General features: G+C 58.1%; 19 protein-coding genes. 16 read left to right on the top strand and 3 right to left on the bottom strand.

What is annotated here, in order from left to right:
* Nucleotides 1-6: 6 nt before the first annotated feature.
* On the bottom strand, nucleotides 7-267 hold the full coding sequence (locus tag AB0A83_RS09035) for a hypothetical protein (protein ID WP_367156051.1): 261 nt from the start codon (nucleotides 265-267) through the stop codon (nucleotides 7-9).
* Nucleotides 268-746: 479 nt separating this feature from the next.
* Here AB0A83_RS09035 and AB0A83_RS09030 point away from each other — a divergent pair, with 479 nt between their 5' ends.
* The 4 genes from AB0A83_RS09030 (at nucleotide 747) to AB0A83_RS09015 (ending at nucleotide 6,207) form a co-directional block, all read left to right on the top strand.
* Nucleotides 747-3,026 (top strand): cytochrome-c peroxidase, encoded by a 2,280-nt coding sequence (locus tag AB0A83_RS09030; protein ID WP_367156050.1) that lies wholly within the window; start codon nucleotides 747-749, stop codon nucleotides 3,024-3,026.
* A gap of 106 nt (nucleotides 3,027-3,132) precedes the next feature.
* Nucleotides 3,133-3,873 (top strand): hypothetical protein, encoded by a 741-nt coding sequence (locus tag AB0A83_RS09025; protein ID WP_367156049.1) that lies wholly within the window; start codon nucleotides 3,133-3,135, stop codon nucleotides 3,871-3,873.
* 73 nt (nucleotides 3,874-3,946) lie between these two features.
* Nucleotides 3,947-4,849 (top strand): VPLPA-CTERM sorting domain-containing protein, encoded by a 903-nt coding sequence (locus tag AB0A83_RS09020; RefSeq protein WP_232056830.1) that lies wholly within the window; start codon nucleotides 3,947-3,949, stop codon nucleotides 4,847-4,849.
* A 596-nt stretch (nucleotides 4,850-5,445) separates the two neighbouring features.
* A complete protein-coding gene (locus AB0A83_RS09015) occupies nucleotides 5,446-6,207 on the top strand; it encodes a hypothetical protein (RefSeq protein ID WP_367156048.1) in 762 nt (253 codons plus the stop codon).
* 221 nt (nucleotides 6,208-6,428) lie between these two features.
* On the opposite strand, the gene AB0A83_RS09010 is transcribed toward AB0A83_RS09015, so the two are convergent.
* Nucleotides 6,429-6,626, bottom strand: coding sequence for a hypothetical protein (locus AB0A83_RS09010; protein ID WP_367156047.1), 198 nt, complete (start codon nucleotides 6,624-6,626; stop codon nucleotides 6,429-6,431).
* Between the two features lie 94 nt (nucleotides 6,627-6,720).
* Complete coding sequence (locus AB0A83_RS09005; RefSeq protein ID WP_367156046.1) at nucleotides 6,721-6,975, bottom strand: type II toxin-antitoxin system Phd/YefM family antitoxin; 255 nt, start codon at nucleotides 6,973-6,975, stop codon at nucleotides 6,721-6,723.
* A 22-nt stretch (nucleotides 6,976-6,997) separates the two neighbouring features.
* On the opposite strand from AB0A83_RS09005, the gene AB0A83_RS09000 reads away from it, so the two are divergent.
* The 12 genes from AB0A83_RS09000 (at nucleotide 6,998) to AB0A83_RS08945 (ending at nucleotide 17,381) form a co-directional block, all read left to right on the top strand.
* The gene (locus tag AB0A83_RS09000; protein WP_367156045.1) at nucleotides 6,998-7,369 is read left to right on the top strand and encodes a type II toxin-antitoxin system HicB family antitoxin; all 372 of its coding nucleotides are present in this window, start codon (nucleotides 6,998-7,000) and stop codon (nucleotides 7,367-7,369) included.
* Between the two features lie 2 nt (nucleotides 7,370-7,371).
* Nucleotides 7,372-7,521: a type II toxin-antitoxin system HicA family toxin gene (locus tag AB0A83_RS08995; RefSeq protein WP_367156044.1), complete on the top strand. Its 150-nt coding sequence runs from the start codon at nucleotides 7,372-7,374 to the stop codon at nucleotides 7,519-7,521.
* A gap of 104 nt (nucleotides 7,522-7,625) precedes the next feature.
* Nucleotides 7,626-8,663 (top strand): hydrogenase expression/formation protein HypE, encoded by a 1,038-nt coding sequence (gene hypE / locus AB0A83_RS08990; RefSeq protein ID WP_367156043.1) that lies wholly within the window; start codon nucleotides 7,626-7,628, stop codon nucleotides 8,661-8,663.
* A complete protein-coding gene (gene hypF / locus AB0A83_RS08985) occupies nucleotides 8,663-11,143 on the top strand; it encodes a carbamoyltransferase HypF (RefSeq protein WP_367156042.1) in 2,481 nt (826 codons plus the stop codon). The genes hypE and hypF overlap by 1 nt, the downstream gene beginning before the upstream one ends.
* A 181-nt stretch (nucleotides 11,144-11,324) precedes the next feature.
* Nucleotides 11,325-12,698: a F0F1 ATP synthase subunit beta gene (atpD, locus tag AB0A83_RS08980; protein ID WP_150047944.1), complete on the top strand. Its 1,374-nt coding sequence runs from the start codon at nucleotides 11,325-11,327 to the stop codon at nucleotides 12,696-12,698.
* Nucleotides 12,695-13,105, top strand: coding sequence for a F0F1 ATP synthase subunit epsilon (locus AB0A83_RS08975; RefSeq protein ID WP_150047943.1), 411 nt, complete (start codon nucleotides 12,695-12,697; stop codon nucleotides 13,103-13,105). Before atpD ends, AB0A83_RS08975 begins: the two co-directional genes overlap by 4 nt.
* Nucleotides 13,106-13,107: 2 nt before the next feature.
* On the top strand, nucleotides 13,108-13,383 hold the full coding sequence (locus AB0A83_RS08970; RefSeq protein WP_150047942.1) for an AtpZ/AtpI family protein: 276 nt from the start codon (nucleotides 13,108-13,110) through the stop codon (nucleotides 13,381-13,383).
* Between the two features lie 32 nt (nucleotides 13,384-13,415).
* On the top strand, nucleotides 13,416-14,117 hold the full coding sequence (locus tag AB0A83_RS08965) for a F0F1 ATP synthase subunit A (RefSeq protein ID WP_150047941.1): 702 nt from the start codon (nucleotides 13,416-13,418) through the stop codon (nucleotides 14,115-14,117).
* Nucleotides 14,114-14,380, top strand: coding sequence for a F0F1 ATP synthase subunit C (locus AB0A83_RS08960; protein ID WP_150047940.1), 267 nt, complete (start codon nucleotides 14,114-14,116; stop codon nucleotides 14,378-14,380). The genes AB0A83_RS08965 and AB0A83_RS08960 overlap by 4 nt, the downstream gene beginning before the upstream one ends.
* A 25-nt stretch (nucleotides 14,381-14,405) precedes the next feature.
* Nucleotides 14,406-15,164 carry a F0F1 ATP synthase subunit delta gene (locus AB0A83_RS08955; protein WP_150047939.1) on the top strand — a complete coding sequence of 253 codons (759 nt, stop codon included), beginning with the start codon at nucleotides 14,406-14,408 and terminating at the stop codon, nucleotides 15,162-15,164.
* Nucleotides 15,154-16,587 (top strand): F0F1 ATP synthase subunit alpha, encoded by a 1,434-nt coding sequence (locus tag AB0A83_RS08950; RefSeq protein WP_367156041.1) that lies wholly within the window; start codon nucleotides 15,154-15,156, stop codon nucleotides 16,585-16,587. Before AB0A83_RS08955 ends, AB0A83_RS08950 begins: the two co-directional genes overlap by 11 nt.
* Nucleotides 16,584-17,381: a F0F1 ATP synthase subunit gamma gene (locus tag AB0A83_RS08945; RefSeq protein ID WP_367156040.1), complete on the top strand. Its 798-nt coding sequence runs from the start codon at nucleotides 16,584-16,586 to the stop codon at nucleotides 17,379-17,381. The genes AB0A83_RS08950 and AB0A83_RS08945 overlap by 4 nt, the downstream gene beginning before the upstream one ends.
* Nucleotides 17,382-17,968 lie beyond the last annotated feature (587 nt).

Here is a 17,968-nt window from a genome sequence, read left to right as displayed (position 1 = left end):
TCATGGCTATAGCGATGAATCGCCGTGCGGCGCAAACCGGTTGCGGTAAACCATGCTCAGGCGCGGATGGCGGCTCAGCTTGCCGGGGGCAAAAAGCCAGCGCGTAGTCCGGTATCTTGGCCCCCAATACACGCCACGCACGTATTCGCGCCAGCCGATGATTTGCCTGACAAAACCTTCTACCTCTACCAGCGGCGCTCCGCTCTGGCGATAAGCCGCTTCGACTGGTTCAACCACTTCGCGCGGGTTGAGCATCTTGCTGTTCATGGCAAGCGACAGTAGCGAATGAAACAAGCGCCAACCGCGCGCCGGCTCCGCATTCTGAAAATCGCCGAACTACGCCAAGCCCTCCCTGATGAACGCATAACGCTTCCGCCCGATTCAGCGGCCAGCGTCGGCAATCCCGAAACGTTGTCCAGCCGCCTTATCAACGCAATCAGGGCAATGTCCATAGCGATATGCCGGAATTTGCGGCAAATAACATAGTTATTGCTTTATTTCGATTCAAAATGGCTAGATTCAATTTAAGCAATTGATTTAAATAAAATAATATCCAATTTAGCCGATGGCAAGGTAGTTGCTTTAGTAAGGCTGCTCGACCGATTAATCCCGTATATATCGTATCGGAATAGCCTAGCCGGCCGGTCGCAAGCTCGAGTACATCAATCCGGCAACTTTGGGTTGCCGTTATCGAATATTTAACTAAACGTCGCACACGCGTTTTCCTGTTTAACACGAGGTGTCAAATGCACTTTACAAACAAACTGGTGCTGAGCGGAGCCTTGCTGGTGTCGCAAGTTTCGTTCGCCCACGGGCCGAAACCCATGCCGTTGATCGACGTGCCGGTGCCGCCGGTGCCGGGATTGACGGACGGTTCCGATCCCATCGTTACCAACAAAAATATCGCGGTAGCGCTGGGTAAAGCCTTGTTCTGGGAGATGAACGTCGGTAGCGACGGCATGGCGTGCGGCTCTTGCCATTTCAACGCGGGTGCGGATCGGCGGGTTAAAAACCAATTGAATCCGGGCGACAAGGGTACTCTTGCGACCGCCCACAGCTTCGAAACGACGGCGTCCGGCGCGGACGGCGGCCCCAACTATACCTTGACGCAAAGCGATTTTCCGTTTTATCAATTCAACGACCCTATTCACCAAGCTAGCGGGGTCAAATTCCAAACCGACGACGTCGGCGCATCGTCCGGCACGTTTAGCGGTCAGTTCAAGACCGCGTCGCGCTTTAGCGGCAGTAACGATACCTGTAGCCGTAGCGCCGATCCCTTGTTTAGCGTCAATCATACCGGAACCCGCCGGGTGGAGCCTCGCAACGCCCCGACCATGATCAACGCGGTATTCAACCATCGTAACTTCTGGGACGGACGGGCGAACAACGTGTTCAACGGTAGCAGCAACTGGGGCGAGCGCGATGCGGAGGCCGGGGTGTGGATCAAAAAAAATGCCCGTAGCGTCGTCAAGCAGCCTTTGCATTTGATCAATTCCTCGCTGGCTTCGCAGGCCGTGGCCACGGTGCAAAGCGATACCGAAATGGCTTGCGTCGGGCGTAATTTGGCCGACGTCGGACGTAAACTACTGTCGCGTCAGCCTTTGCAAACCCAGCAAGTACACGGCGAAGATAGTGTGTTCGCGCCTTTGCAGTTGGTGGCGGGTACCCAAAAAGGCCTGAACACCACTTATAAAGCCCTGGTGATGGCGGCTTTCAATCCCAAATATTGGTCGTATAGCCGGGTAGGCGAATTCGGCGCGCCGGCCGCCGGCGGCAGTGCCTATAACCAAATGGAAGCCAACTTTTCGATGTTCTTCGGCTTGGCGCTGCAGCTTTACGAGGCGACCTTGGTGTCCGATCAGGCGCCCATCGACCTGAGCCCGCGCGACCCGGTCACTATGGAGCCGACCTGGGAAGGCATGGGCTACAGCGCGGCGGAAATTGCAACCCTAAAGGCCGGGCTACAAAAATTCGAAAGCAATCACTGTAATTTGTGCCATTCGGGACCTTTGTTGACCAATGCGGCGATTGCCGCCAACTCGGCGTTGGTGACGCCGACCGACGGCGCCTTCTTCGGTCCCGAGCATTTCCGCATTCCGTTCGGGCCGACCGCGATGGGACCGGCGATTAGCCCCGGAGCGCCCTACCCGGCACAGGAAGGCGGTATTACCCCGCACGGCAACGTGGTGGGGCGGCAGGATATACGAACCGGCACCCAGCTGATCGACTTCGGTTTCGCCAATACCGGCGTGGCCGACCCGAATAACGACCTTGGCGTTGGCGGCAACGATAGTTTCGGCAATCCTTTGTCTTACGCGGCGCAATACAAACAATATCTACTGGGCAATTACGACTCCGTGGTCGATTCGGTGGTTTATAACCAAAAGGTCTGCGATTTCAGAGCCTTGTTCAGCTACAACGATAATTTTGAACTGCCGGACATTTTTACCGCGCTGGACGGTTTGCAGGTCGATGGCTCGCGCGAAGGGCAAGCCCGCAATCGGGATTGCATCAGCGATCCGAGTTTAGCGGCGTATATCCCGACGATCACCGCGGCTAATGCCAACAAAGATACGGCAAAAATGGCCGTCTCAAGCAAAGCCGCGTTTAAAGTGCCGACCCTGCGTAACGTCGAGCTGACCGGGCCTTTCATGCACAACGGCAGCATGGCGACCTTGGAACAAGTGTTGGAATTTTATTCCCGCTTGGGCAACAACCAAAATCCGGATCAGGATAACTTCATGCCGTCCATTGCCTTGAATGCAAGCAATAGCGCGCAGTCCCGCGCGCAAATCGTTGCCTTTTTGAAAACCCTGACCGACGAGCGGGTGCGCTACAAGCGGGCACCGTTCGACCATCCGGAAATCGCGATTCCGCACGGTCATCAGGGAGACGAAGTCGCGGTGGTCGCCGGCAATGCCTTGGGCAGCGCGTTTGCCAAGGACGAGCTGTTGACGATTCCGGCAACCGGTGCAAACGGATTAACCGAACCGTTAGTGCCATTCGAGCAGCATTTACCCGACTAAAGCCCGCTTACGCCCGCAGCCGCATTTTCGGCAGCGGGCGTAAGCGGCTTTACCGACCTAGTCGTGCGGTGCCGAATGCGCCGTACCGCAGTTTTTGAGAGAGTTTATGAGCAAAAAAGAGTTCAGCCGGTGGATGGCCGGCACCGCATTATTGATTTGCGCGGCACCTTACGCGCAAGCCAATACCTTCAGCAGCAACGCTACCGTCACCTTCACGATAGACAGCATCGTCAATACCAGCGGCGTGGCGGAGGATTGGCAGGGCTTGCAGATCGGCGGCCGTTATGCGCTGGATCAAAGCCTTTCCTACCTCAACGACGCCGAGGCGGTGAATGGGGCGTTTACCCCTATCGATGCCAGCGGCGATTATTCGGCCAGTATAGGGCCGGGCAGTTTCACGAAAACCATGGCGATTTCCGGCTCCACGAGCAGCGGCTCCGCCGATGCTTACTACCTGGGGTTGTTCGACTTGACCTTCCTGAACAGCTCAGCCCATTCCTTCGATATTCAAGTGACCTTGAGTTACGACTTGTCTACGTCGGTCAGCGGGGACTATAGCGAAAGCGCTATCCAACTGGACTATTTCAACGCTACTGGCGGCTTCGATTCCGGGGCGAACGGGCTTTCGGTCTACGCCGCTACCCCTTATTTTTCTGCCGACGGCTTGAGCGGCGCGGTGGTTTACAACTTCAGCTTAAACCCCGGCGACAGCGAGGCGGTTTACGTCGACGTCGGCACATCCGCCTACATCGAGACGGCGCCCGTGCCGTTGCCGGGCGCTTGGTATTTGTTTGCCACGGCAATCGCCCTACCGATGTGGCAAAGAGTTAAACCACGCATCGCTTAACACCTTTTGTCGCAATAAGCGGCGCTTTGCCCGGGTTGTCAGGGCGCCTATTTTCATAATGGAGAAATCAACAATGTCGAAACAACATGCCAGTCTGACCAAAGTTATCAAAGTGCTGCTGACCGGAACCGCGCTGTCTGCCGCCTGCGTTTCCAGCGCTTCCGCCCACGTGATGTACAACACCTACAATCACCACACCGCTTATTTGGCCACGGATGCCGGCGACAATGGCACAGACGGTTGGGTATGGGGCTTTGGCGGCACATCGGGCGGTAACTCCGCCAATACCAACCCCGGTTGGGTAGGCACCAGCAACGGCGATGCGCCGTTCGGTTACGTCGGCGCGCCTATCTTGAACTGGGCGGCAACCCTGCATGGCGCGGGCGGCGCGTTGGAAGTATCGCAACAAGATGCCTACGACGACTACGGCGTATATGCCGACATCGATACCGCCGGCGGTGCTTGGCGCGACGCGTCCGGTACCGGCTGGAAGCACAATACCGACATCGGCTTATTCAAGTCGGAAGTCACCCAATACGTACACCTTAATTTGTCCGCGATTAACGGCCCGATCGCCAATTTCGGCGTTACCGTGTTCGAAGGCATGGCGACCAATTTAACCGGTTATTCCCACCACGGCCCATGGAACAATGCCGAAGCCGGAACGCCTTATCTGCCGCCGCTGAAAATTCCGGTCGGCGTTACCAACCCGTTCGGCAACACCGGTTTGGATACCGTCGTAGGCTACGACGATAGCGTCGACAGCGTCAACGCGTTTACCTTCCTGGCCGAAGCCGGCGTCGTCTACACCATCGCCTTGGGCGGCAGCGGCGGCCTCCATTGGAATCAACAGCACGACGGTTACGTGTTGGACATCACTTCCAGCCCGGTGCCGGTGCCTGGGGCGGTTTGGTTGTTCGGCAGCGCCCTGGCCGGCTTGATCGGTATGCGCAGAAAAACCGCGGCGACGAGCTGAAAGTTGCCCGATTAAGATCTTGGCGGCGTTTTTTACAGTAGTTACGGTTTCCGCGTTGTCGCGGTAACCTCAAAACTGCTTGGACGCCGCCGGTCTCGGGTTAAACCCGGATGAGGAATTCCCTGCCCGGCAGCGATTGCCGCCGCGAGGCCGATTACAGACAGCTTCGCTGTTTAGAGCAGCGATTCGGTGGAAAACTTAACCTCGCGGGAATGTATATGGTCAAACAACACCACCCAAGCATCTCTGTGAAACAGCCCTCCCGTTGGGTGGCCCGCAATACATCGATATACCGAACCAGCGTCCCCAGCAGCCACTCCTGCAAGTTTGCCGTAAAAAATACGTCCCACCCGGCACCCGATACCGCCGGCAATCCGTGGAAGCCGCCAGACGCTCCGCCAGAACAGTCATTAGCCGCCGCGAGGCGGTTCCGGAACGCCGAGGGCGCATCAGACAACCGGGTTACCTGTATTTGAGAGCCGTTACATATGGCATCCGGACATCTTTCTCGCGGATTGATGAAATCCTGCGTATGGGTGACTTGGCAGTACTGTTTAAGGAAAATTTAATTATTAAATACAGTTTTAGGGATCAAAATGAAACACAATTTTAAAGTTATTCAAAAAACAAAAATTGCTGGTCTGGCTGTAATAATGGCGAGTTCTGTTTTTCTGTCTGAAACCGCTAGTGCAACGCTGATCTCCGGTAACGCAACGATTACGCTGAACGGGACATGGGATTCCGGCTTTCTTAGATCGGGTTATTATCCAACAACTTTTTTTGATGCTTCCTTTAATACAACGGCGTTAGACGCCTCAACGACGGGAGGCAGCGAAATTACTGGAGGATCAGGCACATTCGTGTCATCAATCAATACGAATTCCACGAAGATTAACTACGGAGCCGCCGGAACTCTTCAGGCCACCACGATGGACACCTCCGATTCAAATGTCGGCCAGATCGGCCTTAGCGGTGCATTCCGTCTCACCACTGTTGACGGCCCCTCCCCTTACCTGACACCGCAAGATTGGTATTTGAAAAAAGTGGGAGGCACTTGGAATCTTGTCGACAACAATCCCGGCTTTGGGCAACAGACTTTTGCCCAATTGGTCAATGTTGTGGACAATCTGGCTAGCGCCGGCACACTGGTGGGCGATCTGCAGTTATTGCCGGATGCGACCAATATAGTCGGGTTTACTTGGGGGAGATTTTTTGGTGCTGATGCAACCCAAAAAACAACAACGTTTGGCACTTTGAGTATCGCGCCAGCAACGGTCCCTGTGCCTGCGGCAATCTGGTTATTCGCCAGTGGCTTATTCGGATTGATCGGCGCTACCCGAAAAAAACAATCGACTTAACGTCATAGCTGTGGGTTAGGCTATACGGTCGGACCCACAGCACTATCAAATATCTCCAGATAGCGAACCTGCTCTTGAATTGCTTTGCGCTGTACACGCGGGAATCCAACCGATAAAACGTTCAGGACGGGATGTACAACCCATTCCGCTCAGGAAGAACAAACTGAGAGGTATCGTTCGCGACCGATATCCTATAGGGTACAAGTTGCGCTTCCCATTCGCTAAGCACGCCTACGGTCTTCAATCGCCGCGTCGTGAACGCCAATATTGACAGGAATAATCCGGCCGTCCTCGCTCAACAATTCCAGCGCCATGCGATAAGACAAATGGATGAAAACCGAATGCAGCCCAGCCAACTTGCCTTGTAACGGATGCAGGCGCAACGACGGATGAAACGGATTGGCCTGCAGTGACTGCAAGGTTTTTAAATACGTCTGCCGTAATTCCGGATGGGGCTTGAATAAAGCGCGAGGCTTTTGCCGTATTGCTCGGTAAAGGCCAACGCATACGCCATTACAGCGCGTCCAACCTAGCCAGATGCGCTTCCGGAGACTCCTGCGTGAAGCGGTCGGCCGTCAAATCCGCGCGGGTTTGCGCCAGCGCCGCATCCAATTCGCATTCGCGTAAATAATGGTAATCGGCGATGTCCATCACCACGAAACGCTCCTTGTCCTGCACCGACACCACGGTTTCCGGCGCATAGACCAGCGCCGATTCGATCGCGGCAATGCCTTTAGTTTTCAAATCGTTGGCGCTAATTTGCGGCATATCAAACGCCCCGTAACAATTCATGGATTCCATCGTGCGATTAATCAAGCGGTCTTTTATGCCCAAAAAACAGGAGTCATATGCCAAACTTGGCGATACCGACGGCGTCGGGCGGATGAACCCGATAAGATGTAGCGGGCAGATTTTGCCCACGGTATTTCACATAAAGCCAAGTTTTGCCAATATGAAAACTTACACCGCAATTATCGAAAAATGTCACGACACTGGATTATATGTAGGTTTTATTCCAGGATTTACAGGCGCTCACAGCCAAGCGGAGTCGTTGGCCGAGCTCAATAAAAATCTTCGGGAAGTCGTTGCAATGTTGCTTGAGGATGGCGAGCCGGTACTTCAAGCCGAGTTTGTTGGAACTCAAAATGTAGTCGTCGCTTAAGCATGGGAAACATACCTGTTCTTAAACCTCGCGAAGTTGTGGTTTTGCTTGAACTGTTGGGATTCACCGAAGTTCGGCAACGCGGTTCGCATAAACAATTTCGCCTTCCCGACGGCAGATGTACCACGGTACCATTTCATGCAGTCAAGTAAATACGCACCGCGTACCTTTTTTTGCAATCCAATTGTCGCGACCTCTTAAAGGTACCCGATGCGTACATCTAAGCGTTTTGTTAGATCATCAATAATACAAACCCATGTCCCATTCCCAATCACTCAATCTCAAATCCGGCCAAATCGATTTAACCCACGGCGGCGGCGGCCGCGCTATGGCGCAATTGATCGATCAGTTGTTCATCAAGCATTTCGACAACGACTTGCTGAATCGCCGCAACGACCAGGCTTTGTTCAACGTGCCGGCCGGCCGTTTGGCGATCAGTACCGACGGCCATGTGATTTCGCCGTTGTTTTTCCCGGGCGGCGACATCGGCTCGCTGGCGGTGCACGGCACGCTGAACGACGTGGCGATGTCCGGCGCCAAACCGCTGTATCTGGCGGCGGGCTTCATCCTGGAAGAAGGCCTGCCGCTGGCCGACCTGGAGCGCATCGTCGCCAGCATGGCGGCGGCGGCCAAGACCGCCGGCGTGCCCATCGTCACCGGCGATACCAAGGTGGTCGAGCGCGGCAAGGCCGACGGCGTGTTCATCACCACCACCGGCGTCGGCCTGGTGCCGGACGGCGTCGAGATTTCCGGCGACTGCGCCGCAGCGGGTTGCGCGGTGCTGCTGAGCGGTTCGATCGGCGACCACGGCGTGGCGATTATGGCCAGTCGCGAGAACTTGCAGTTCGAGACCAGCATCGTTTCCGACTCGGCGGCGTTGCATGGTTTGGTGGCCGATATGGTGAACGCGGCGCCGAGCGCGATCCGCTGCCTGCGCGACCCGACCCGCGGCGGCTTGGCGGCGGTATTGAACGAGTTGGCCGGCCAGTCCGGGGTCGGCATCGTGATCGACGAAGCCCGGATTCCGGTCAAGGCTCAAGTCAAGGCGGCCTGCGAAATTCTCGGTCTCGATCCTTTATATGTCGCCAACGAAGGCAAACTGGTCTGCATCTGCGATGCCGATGCGGCCGAGACGCTGCTGGCGACGATGCGCCGGCATCCCTTGGGCAGCGCCGCCGCCATCATCGGCGAAGTCGTGGCCGATCCACACCGTTTCGTGCAAATGACCACGGCTTTCGGCGGCCGGCGCATCGTCGATTGGCCGGTAGGCGAGCAACTGCCGCGCATCTGCTGATGGCGGGCAAGGCCATCCGCGCCCGCGGCGTGGTGCAGGGCGTCGGTTTTCGGCCGGCGATTTGGCATTTGGCGCGCCGCTGCGGCTTGACCGGCGAGGTCTGGAACGACGGTGAAGGCGTGATGATTCATGCCTTCGGCAACGCCGAGGCTTTGGAGCGGTTTATCGCCCGGATTCCGCGCGAACTGCCGCCGTTGGCGAGGTTGGACGCGCTGGAATGCCGGGATTTGAATCAAGCCGCGCCGGACGAATTCCGCATCGTCGCCAGCCGGCGAGACGGCATCGCCACGCCTATCGCCGCCGACGCCGCCACCTGCCCGGAGTGTCTGGCCGACATCGCCGATCCAACCAATCGCCGCTACCGATATCCCTTCACCAACTGCACCCACTGCGGCCCGCGCCTGTCCATCGTCCGCGCCGTGCCTTACGACCGCGCCAACACCAGCATGGCGGCCTTTGCGATGTGCCCGGACTGCCAGCGCGAATACGACGATCCGGCCGACCGCCGCTTTCACGCCCAAGCCAACTGCTGCCCGGTTTGCGGGCCGAGCTTGTGGCTGGAAGCGGCCGAGAACAGCAGCGAACCCGCGTGCGGCGCCACCGGCAGCGAAACTAGGATGGTTCCGTTCGCCCCGAGCTTGTCGAAGGCTGCAGGGGACAATTCGCGGTTCCAAGTCAAGCCGCTTATGCATCGACCAGCTCAGCACCAACGGCTTGACGCAAAGGCATCGGCGCCGGACTTGGGCAGCATGGACGATGTGATCCGGCAAACCGCCGAACTGCTCCGCCAGGGCCGCATCGTCGCCATCAAAGGCCTGGGCGGCTTTCATTTGGCCTGCGACGCGACCAATGCCGCGGCGGTCGACTCCCTCCGCCAGCGCAAGCGCCGTTACGCCAAACCGTTCGCGCTGATGGCCCGCGACTTAGCCATGGTGCATCGCTTTGCCGCAGCCGACGCGGCCGAAAACCTTGCCTTGCAAGACAGGGCCGCGCCCATCGTGCTGCTGCGCGCCCGCGGCGAAGCGCTGGCCGGCGGCGTGGCGCCGGGCGACGCCAAACTCGGCTTCATGCTGCCTTACACCCCGTTGCATACTTTGTTGATGCAGGAGTTGCACGATCCCATCCTGCTGACCTCCGGCAACGTCAGCGACGAGCCGCAATGCACCGATAACGACGATGCGCGGCAAAAACTGGCCGGCATCGCCGATTTTTTTCTGCTGCATGAGCGCGACATCGTCAACCGGCTGGACGATTCGGTGGCGCGGCAGATGGACGGCGAGATCCGCCTACTGCGGCGGGCGCGCGGTTATGCGCCGCAAGCTTTGCCGTTGCCGCCCGGTTTCGAGCAGGCCGCGCCTGTGCTGGCGATGGGCGCCGAGTTGAAAAACAGCTTCTGCCTGCTCAGACCCGGCCAGGCCGTGGTCAGCCAACATATCGGCGACCTGGAAAATGCTGCGGTACAAACCGATTACCGCCACGCCATCGAGCTGTACCGGCAGTTGCACGGCTTCCGGCCCGAACGGGTTGCGATAGACCTACACCCCGGCTATCTGTCCAGTCAATACGGCCAAAGCTTGGCGGCAGCGCAAGGCTTGCCCTGCTTGACCGTCCAGCATCATCACGCCCATTTGGCCGCCTGCCTGGCCGAACACGGCGTGGCGCTGGATGCGCCGCCGGTCTTGGCGGCGATATTCGATGGGCTGGGCATGGGCGAGAACGGCGAACTGTGGGGCGGCGAATTTTTGCTGGGCGATTACCGCAGCTTTACCCGCTTAGGCCATTTCCAGCCCATTGCGCTGCCCGGCGGCGGCCAAGCCATGCGCGAACCCTGGCGCAACGCCTATGCCCAGCTCCGGCATTATTTGGTTTGGGACGAACTGCTGGCGGAATTCGGCAATCTGCCGTTCTTGCAAGGTTTGGCGAACAAGCCGCTGGCTACCTTGGATACGATGATAGCCAAAAATCTGAACGCGCCGCGCTGTAGCTCGGTCGGCCGCTGGTTCGACGCGTTTGCCGCCGCTCTGGATTTGCATGCCGAGCGAGCCGATTACGAAGGCCAGGCGGCGATTGCCTTGGAAAACCTGGCGGCGGCGGCGTTCGCCGGCCAAATACCTTACCCTGACAGCTGGTGCCCGGAACAAACATGCGGCATTTCGATTTTGAACTGGCGTGGCCTGTGGCTCGCGGTGCTCGACGACTTGCAGCACCAACGTCCCAAGCCGCAAATCGCCGCCCGCATTCATCACAGCCTGGCCGACGCCACCGTGGCCGTAATGGCGCAACTGTCCCAAACCCACGCCGTCGATACATGCGTACTCAGCGGCGGCGTGTTTCAGAACCGCTTATTGCTGGAAATCGTGGCCGACCAACTCCGGGAACGGGGCAAGACCGTTTTAATCCCCCGCCGCTATCCGGCCAACGACGGCGGATTGGCATTAGGCCAAGCCACGATTGCTGCCGCTAACGTCAGCCTCGATTGAGAAAACCCCGAACGAATCGCTTTTGTCCGTTGCCTACCGATTGAGGTTTTCCGCTGCGACAACGGTATTTTCGGCAATCGTCGCCGCCCGATTATCCGTTCGCGCCGTCAATAGTTTGTTGCGCCGCCAAAGTGCTAAAGTATCCTACCTGCCGGCATGCGGCGGAAAAAACGAGACCCTTATGCCATCAGACCACACCAAACCTAAAGTCGGGATCGTCGAAGCGGCACAAGGCCCTGTGGTCGACGTGCGTTGCCACTACCTGCCACCGATAGGCCAGGCGCTGGATGTAATCAACGGCGATGGCCGATACGTGCTGGTGATATTTCAGCATCTGGAACCGACGCTGATCCGAGCCATCGCACTGCATTCGGTTTCCGGCCTGTATCGAGGCATGCCAGTTTTCGATAGCGGCGACGCGCTGCAAATTCCGGTCGATCCGTCTTGCCTGGGCCGCATGCTGAATTTGTTCGGCGAGCCGCTGGACGGCGGTCAATCCTTGCCGGCCAAGGCATTCCGCAACATTCTCTCCCCGCCTCCCTTGTTGGCGGATACTTTGCCCTCCAGCAAAATTCTGGAAACCGGCATCAAAGTCATCGACCTGCTTTGTCCGTTCGTGCGCGGCGGTAAAACCGGTCTGTTCGGCGGGGCCGGGGTCGGCAAAACAGTGTTGATGATGGAATTCATGCACGCCGTCGGCGGCAATCGGGGCGTGTCGGTATACGCCGGCGTCGGCGAGCGCATGCGCGAGGGTCACGAATTGTGGCGAGAAATGGCGGATGCCGGCGTTCTGCCCAGAGCGCTGCTGATTTACGGGCAGATGGACGAATCGCCGGGGGTGCGATTTCACGTCGGCTACACTGCCTTGGCATACGCCGAATACTTGCGCGACTCGCTCAATAGCGAAGTGTTGTTCCTGATGGATAATATTTTCCGTTTCGTCCAGGCCGGGAGCGAAATCTCCGGTTTGTTGGGCCGGATGCCCGCCACCGTGGGCTATCAACCGACCTTGTTGACGGAAGTGGCGTCATTGCAAGAACGGATCGTCTCGACCAAATCCGGCGCGATCACCTCGGTTCAAGCGGTGTACGTGCCGGCCGACGACATGTCCGACCCCGCAGTGGCGACCATACTCGGCCATCTAGACAGCGTGGTGATTTTGTCGCGCCAACAAGCAGCCAAGGGAATTTACCCAGCCATCGACCCGCTCCGTTCCGGTAGCCGCATATTGGATCGCCACATCGTTGGCGAGCGGCATTATCAAGTGGCCCGGGCGGTGCGTGAGCATCTTGCCCGCTACCGCGATTTGGAAGACATCATCGCCATGCTCGGCATCGAGGAACTGTCACAGGAAAATCGTTGCATCGTGCAACGAGCCAGACGTCTGCAACGCTATTTGACCCAGCCGTTTGTCACGGTTGCCGACCACACCGGCTTGCCGGGAGTGAAAGTCCCGTTGGCACAAACGATTACCGATTGCGAAGCCTTCATCGCCGGCCAATATGACCGGCTCGACGAAGCCGACTGTTATATGAAGGGTGGAATGCCGGCATGAAAACCTTCTGCCTGGATTTACTGGACAGCCACGGCAGCGCGCGCTTCGAAGACGTGAGGCAATTCATCGGCGCCGACGCCGGCGGCAGCTTCGGCTTGCTGGCCGACCACGTCCCTTGCGTGGCCGTGTTGCGTTATGGCTTGGCGCGGTTTCAAGAAGCGAACGGCGCTTGGCATTATTTAACCATGCCTGGCGGCGTGCTGCGTTTCGCCGACAATCGGTTGACCGTAACCGCGGTGCGTTATTTTCTCGGCGACGATCCCGACCTATTGTGCGAACGTCTGGCAGAAGAAATGACCCGCGCCGATTCCGACATTCATGCCGCGCGCGCGACCTTATCCGAAATCGAGCGGTCGCTGATGCGGCGCTTGGCAGAATTGACCAGCCATGCGGCAGGAGGGTTGTAACCATGGGTTTTCGCCAAAAATTGATCGAGCATACCCGCCGCGACTTGCGCCGGCTGAACGACAAAGCCCAACGCCCGGCAACTTGGCTGGGCATGTTGTTTTACGGCGGCACGCTGGGCCTGCTATTGGCGGTGCCCATTGTGCTGGGAGCCTATTTAGGCCGCTGGCTGGATGGTCTGGCGGAGGGTTACTCGGTGCGTTGGACCGTGAGTCTGATTGTGCTGGGCATCGCGGTCGGCGGCTATAATGTAATTCGCTTCATCCGGAACCATGTTTGAGTCCAACCGGCCGCGCCGAAGGAAAGGATGCAATGTACACCGCCAATCACACTGACGACGTTTCGCTTGGTCTTGGCCCGCTGGCCGTCAACGGCACGGTACTGACCACCTGGGGCGTGATGGCGGCTTTTGCCGCACTGGCCGTGCTGTACCATTGGTCCAACCGGCACGGCTCCGGTCGGCTGCAAGCCGGCGTCGAGGCGGTAGTGGTGGCCATCGAGGCCGCGATTGCCGAGGTGCTGCCGACAGCGGCAGTGCGGCGGGTGTTGCCGTTCGTCGCGACGTTGTGGCTATTCGTTTTAGTCGCCAATCTGGTTGGACTGATTCCCGGATTGCATTCCCCCACCCGCGACCTGTCCGCCACATCGGCGCTGGCATTGCTGGTATTCGGATCGACCCATTGGTTCGGCATTCGCGACCATGGCTGGCGCCGCCATTTGCACCACTATCTGGAACCCAGCCCTATCCTGCTTCCATTTCACATCGTCAGTGAACTGACACGCACCCTGGCTTTGGCGATTCGCTTGTTCGGCAACATCATGAGCCTGGAGATGGCAGCCCTGCTAGTGTTGCTGATCGCAGGCTTTCTGGTGCCGGTGCCATTGTTGATGCTGCACGTCGTGGAAGCGGTAGTGCAAGCCTATATCTTCGGCATGCTGGCCCTGATCTACATTGCCGGCGCGCTGGAAGGCGCCCCCTCCGATTCCCCATCCTCCCAGGAGCACAGTTCATGACCGATTTGCATTTGTTCAGCCTGATTTCCACCTGCGTGGCCGGCCTAGTCATCGCCGTCGGCACCATGTTGCCGGCCATCGCCATGGGCAAAGCCATTGCCAGCGCGTTGGAGGCCTTGGCTCGCCAACCGGAAGCGGAAAAAACCATCACTCGTACCTTGTTCATCGGTCTGGCGATGATCGAATCGCTGGCCATTTACTGTCTGGTGATAGCTTTGATCGTGTTGTTTCGCAACCCGTTGCTGGAATATTTCCTCAACTGATACCGGTGCGGCGGAGAAACGGCCAATGATGTCATTCGACTGGACAACCTTTGTTCTGGAAATTCTGAACTTTCTGGTGCTGGTCTGGCTATTGCAACGCTTGTTGTACCGGCCGGCTCTAACATTGCTGGATGCACGCCAGCAACGCATCCGCCAGCAATCCGAACAGGCCGAGCAAACCTTACGTGAAGCCGAAACATTGCGTCAGGAATATCAAACCAAACTGGCCGATTGGGATAGTCGGCAGCAGGCCGAACGACACGAGCTGGACGAGGAATTGGCGCGGTTACGCGCCGACGCATTGGATAAACTCCAGCAAACCTTAGCCGAAGAAGAAGCCAAATACCGTAGCCGCAGCCAAAGCCGGATCGCCAGCCGGGAGGCGGCTTTGGCCCGCGAAGCCGCCGTTGCCGCATACGGGCAAACGGCAACGCTGTTGCAGCGGCTGGCTTCGGTGGATTTGACGCTACGCATCGCCGAGGTTTTTCTCGAAGACCTGGCTCAACTGACGGATGATGAGCGGACCTCGCTGTGCAAAGCCGCCGCAATGCTGATCGAAGCCTCGGCAGTCAACATCGCTACTGCACATCCGCTGCCGGAAGCAATGCAGCAACAGTTGAACGGCGCCCTGTCGGTCGCTGCGGAAAAACCGTTACAGTTTAGTTTCAAGCAGGACCCCAGTCTGATCGCCGGCCTGCGGGCTGTGGTCGGCGAATGCCAATTACACGCCAATCTGGCTGACGAATTGGCGTTTTTCAGACGCCAAGCCAACCATGAGCGATAGCGGCAAACCCTACCGATTCGGTTTGCGCCTTTCGGAACGTGGCTGCGTGGCCGGCATCGGCGACGGCATTGCCTGGATCCGCGGCCTGCCGTCGGCGCGCATGGACGAGTTGATCGGCTTCGACGACGGCAGCACAGGCCTGGTATTTCAGCTAGGCAAGGACATGCTGGGAGCAATTTTGCTATCGCAAAGCCGCGGCGTCACCGCCGGCATGTCGGTACAGCATATCGGCCGCAAACTGGAAGTCGGCGTCGGAGACACCTTGCTGGGACGCACCATCGATCCGCTCGGCAATCCGCTGGACGGACTGCCGCCGCTGCAATACCGCCAGTTTAGGCCACTGGAAGCTGCCGCGCCGACCATTGTGGAACGCGACTTCGTTACCGACCCGATCTACACCGGCTGCAAAATCGTCGATAGCCTGATTCCGATCGGTAAGGGCCAACGGCAATTGATCATCGGCGACGACGGCACCGGCAAAAGCGCGCTGACCTTGGATGCGATAATCAATCAACGCGGCCGCGACGTACTGTGCGTGCTGGTGATGATCGGCCAACCGCGCGCCGCGGTCGCCGGTACGGTGGCGACCTTGCGGATAACCGGTGCACTGGATTTCACCGTGGTGGTGGTTGCCGAAGCCAACGCCTTGCCGGGTTTTCGCTATCTGGCGCCGTTCGCCGGCTGTGCCATCGCCGAATATTGGATGCGATTGGGCCGGGATACCTTGGTGGTGTACGACGATTTGACCCGCCACGCCCAGGCTTATCGGGAATTATCGCTGCTGCTGCACCGGCCGCCGGGCCGCGAGGCGTATCCGGGCGACATTTTTTATCTGCATTCGCGCCTGCTGGAACGCTCGACCGTGTTGGCGCCGGCCTGCGGCGGCGGCAGCATGACCGCCTTGCCGATCATCGAAACCCGCCAGGGCGAGTTGTCGGCCTATATCCCCACTAATTTGATCTCGATTACCGACGGGCAAATTTATTTCGAAAGCAAATTATTTGCTGCCGGCATCCTGCCGGCGATCGACATCGGCCGCTCGGTATCGCGCATTGGCGGCAAAGCGCAACATCCCGCCATAAAAGCCGCGGCGGCGCATATCCGCCTGGACTATCTGCAATTTCTGGAACTGGAATTGTTCGCCCGCTTCGGTACCCGGCTAGAGGCCAGCGTGGAGGCAAAGTTGCGGCGCGGCCGATTGCTGCGGGAGATTTTGAAACAAGACCGGCTGCAGCCCTGGTCCGAACAAGCACATCTGGCTTGGTTGCTGGCCTACGGCGACGGACTGTTCGACTCTATCCCGCCGCACCGGGTCGAAGTTGCGCTTAATGCACTAGTAGCGAATCTACCCGCGTTGAAACTGGACGCGCCCAAATCGCAATGGCTGGCGGCCTTGCGCGACGTTTTCGACGGACTGTCGTGAGCCAGCGCCGGGAAATCGAGGCGCGTTTGGCCTTGTACGAAGATTTGACCGGAATTCTGGGGGCGATGCGCAGCTTCGCTTTGGCGGAACTGCGAAATGTCAACCAACGCGAGCAAGCCCAACACAAGGTCATGACCGCAGTACGCAGCGCATTCGACGACCTCGCTGCCGACTGGGCGACACAGCCCGAAGCCGCAGTTTCGTCCGCCAACGACATTGGGCTGTTATTCGGTTCGGTGCGCGGTTTCTGCGGCAGTTTCAACGAAGACGTAGTAGCCTATTGGCGCGACCGCGCTAAGGCCGACGGCCCGCTGATTCTCCTGGGAGAACGCTTACACGCCTGGTTCGACCAGCGCCCATCGATCGTGAAACTGGCCGGCGCCGAAAGCAGTATGACCGCTTACAATATCATCGACCCAATCTTGAATGCCATCGAGCAATTGCGAGACGAACACGGTTTCGGCCTGGTTGCCTGCTATCGCGACGAAGATGGCGCGCGGAGTATCCGCCTGTGGCCCTTGCCCCATACCCGTGTCGACAGCGCCAAACTATCGCCGCTAACATACGCTCCACCCGCCCAGGTCGCTGCGCAAGTGGCGGAACACTATCTTTACCACAGTCTGCTGGCATTGCTGTTAAACGCTATCCGGGTCGAAAACCATATGCGTTTATTACAAATGGAAACGGCGTTGCACTATCTGGATCAGAGCGGCGAGGACCTGCACCGCCAACGAAATCGGCTGCGCCAGGAAGAGATTGTCGAAGAAATCGAATTAATGCTCGGTAGGCGCTAATCGCATTTTCATCCCGGCCCTTGCTTCGATTTTGTCGGCTCACAAAATACATAATTCGCCACAGGCGGGGGGTGCACGCTCCTCTCAGATCGCCCCGACCATCGCAGTATATGGCGTGAACCGCCCGCAGGACCTGGGGCGCCGCTTTGAAAAACCCTGGCCAAATCTACGAGAAGCACAAGATTGAGGCCGTATACGGGGCAGTCTGCTGCCTCGCGCCATCCAGGCGCTCGCACTGGGTACGCCGCTGGCCTCCATACCCGCTCCCGGCGGGTTGGTCTTTGCGGTCTTTCTTTTGCCCGAGCACAAATTAGTCTGGAGAACATTTGCACAACCGATAGGCTGGCCCGCAAGTCGAAAACCAGGGATGGTTTTCGTAACAGAAAGAAACTCGCCTGTCGGGCCGAGACACGACTTTCGCAACGGCTTTACGCAGCCTTTCCTTGTTATTTGAAATGCTCCGGTTTAGGTAAAGAAAGTCAACCAGTCCAATCGGACAAAGCCGAATTAAACCCCCATCATCCTAACCAGAAGAGTCGAGTCGTGAAAAATCCGGTTTGTCCGAAGTTTGTCGAAGGGTGAACGGG

The sequence above is a fragment of the Methylomonas sp. HYX-M1 genome, assembly GCF_040741385.1.
Taxonomy (GTDB): Bacteria; Pseudomonadota; Gammaproteobacteria; order Methylococcales; family Methylomonadaceae; genus Methylomonas; species Methylomonas rhizoryzae.
Note: the sequence above shows the minus strand (reverse complement) of the source record. Positions and strands in the feature narration are given on the sequence as shown.

Excerpts from the sequence above, each read along its gene's own strand:
- AB0A83_RS09035 (WP_367156051.1), bottom strand. The coding sequence starts at position 267 with ATGAACAGCAAGATGCTCAACCCGCGCGAAGTGGTTGAACCAGTCGAA.
- AB0A83_RS09030 (WP_367156050.1), top strand. The coding sequence starts at position 747 with ATGCACTTTACAAACAAACTGGTGCTGAGCGGAGCCTTGCTGGTGTCG.
- AB0A83_RS09025 (WP_367156049.1), top strand. The coding sequence starts at position 3,133 with ATGAGCAAAAAAGAGTTCAGCCGGTGGATGGCCGGCACCGCATTATTG.
- AB0A83_RS09020 (WP_232056830.1), top strand. The coding sequence starts at position 3,947 with ATGTCGAAACAACATGCCAGTCTGACCAAAGTTATCAAAGTGCTGCTG.
- AB0A83_RS09015 (WP_367156048.1), top strand. The coding sequence starts at position 5,446 with ATGAAACACAATTTTAAAGTTATTCAAAAAACAAAAATTGCTGGTCTG.
- AB0A83_RS09005 (WP_367156046.1), bottom strand. The coding sequence starts at position 6,975 with ATGCCGCAAATTAGCGCCAACGATTTGAAAACTAAAGGCATTGCCGCG.
- AB0A83_RS09000 (WP_367156045.1), top strand. The coding sequence starts at position 6,998 with ATGGATTCCATCGTGCGATTAATCAAGCGGTCTTTTATGCCCAAAAAA.
- AB0A83_RS08995 (WP_367156044.1), top strand. The coding sequence starts at position 7,372 with ATGGGAAACATACCTGTTCTTAAACCTCGCGAAGTTGTGGTTTTGCTT.
- hypE (WP_367156043.1), top strand. The coding sequence starts at position 7,626 with ATGTCCCATTCCCAATCACTCAATCTCAAATCCGGCCAAATCGATTTA.
- hypF (WP_367156042.1), top strand. The coding sequence starts at position 8,663 with ATGGCGGGCAAGGCCATCCGCGCCCGCGGCGTGGTGCAGGGCGTCGGT.
- atpD (WP_150047944.1), top strand. The coding sequence starts at position 11,325 with ATGCCATCAGACCACACCAAACCTAAAGTCGGGATCGTCGAAGCGGCA.
- AB0A83_RS08975 (WP_150047943.1), top strand. The coding sequence starts at position 12,695 with ATGAAAACCTTCTGCCTGGATTTACTGGACAGCCACGGCAGCGCGCGC.
- AB0A83_RS08970 (WP_150047942.1), top strand. The coding sequence starts at position 13,108 with ATGGGTTTTCGCCAAAAATTGATCGAGCATACCCGCCGCGACTTGCGC.
- AB0A83_RS08965 (WP_150047941.1), top strand. The coding sequence starts at position 13,416 with ATGTACACCGCCAATCACACTGACGACGTTTCGCTTGGTCTTGGCCCG.
- AB0A83_RS08960 (WP_150047940.1), top strand. The coding sequence starts at position 14,114 with ATGACCGATTTGCATTTGTTCAGCCTGATTTCCACCTGCGTGGCCGGC.
- AB0A83_RS08955 (WP_150047939.1), top strand. The coding sequence starts at position 14,406 with ATGATGTCATTCGACTGGACAACCTTTGTTCTGGAAATTCTGAACTTT.
- AB0A83_RS08950 (WP_367156041.1), top strand. The coding sequence starts at position 15,154 with ATGAGCGATAGCGGCAAACCCTACCGATTCGGTTTGCGCCTTTCGGAA.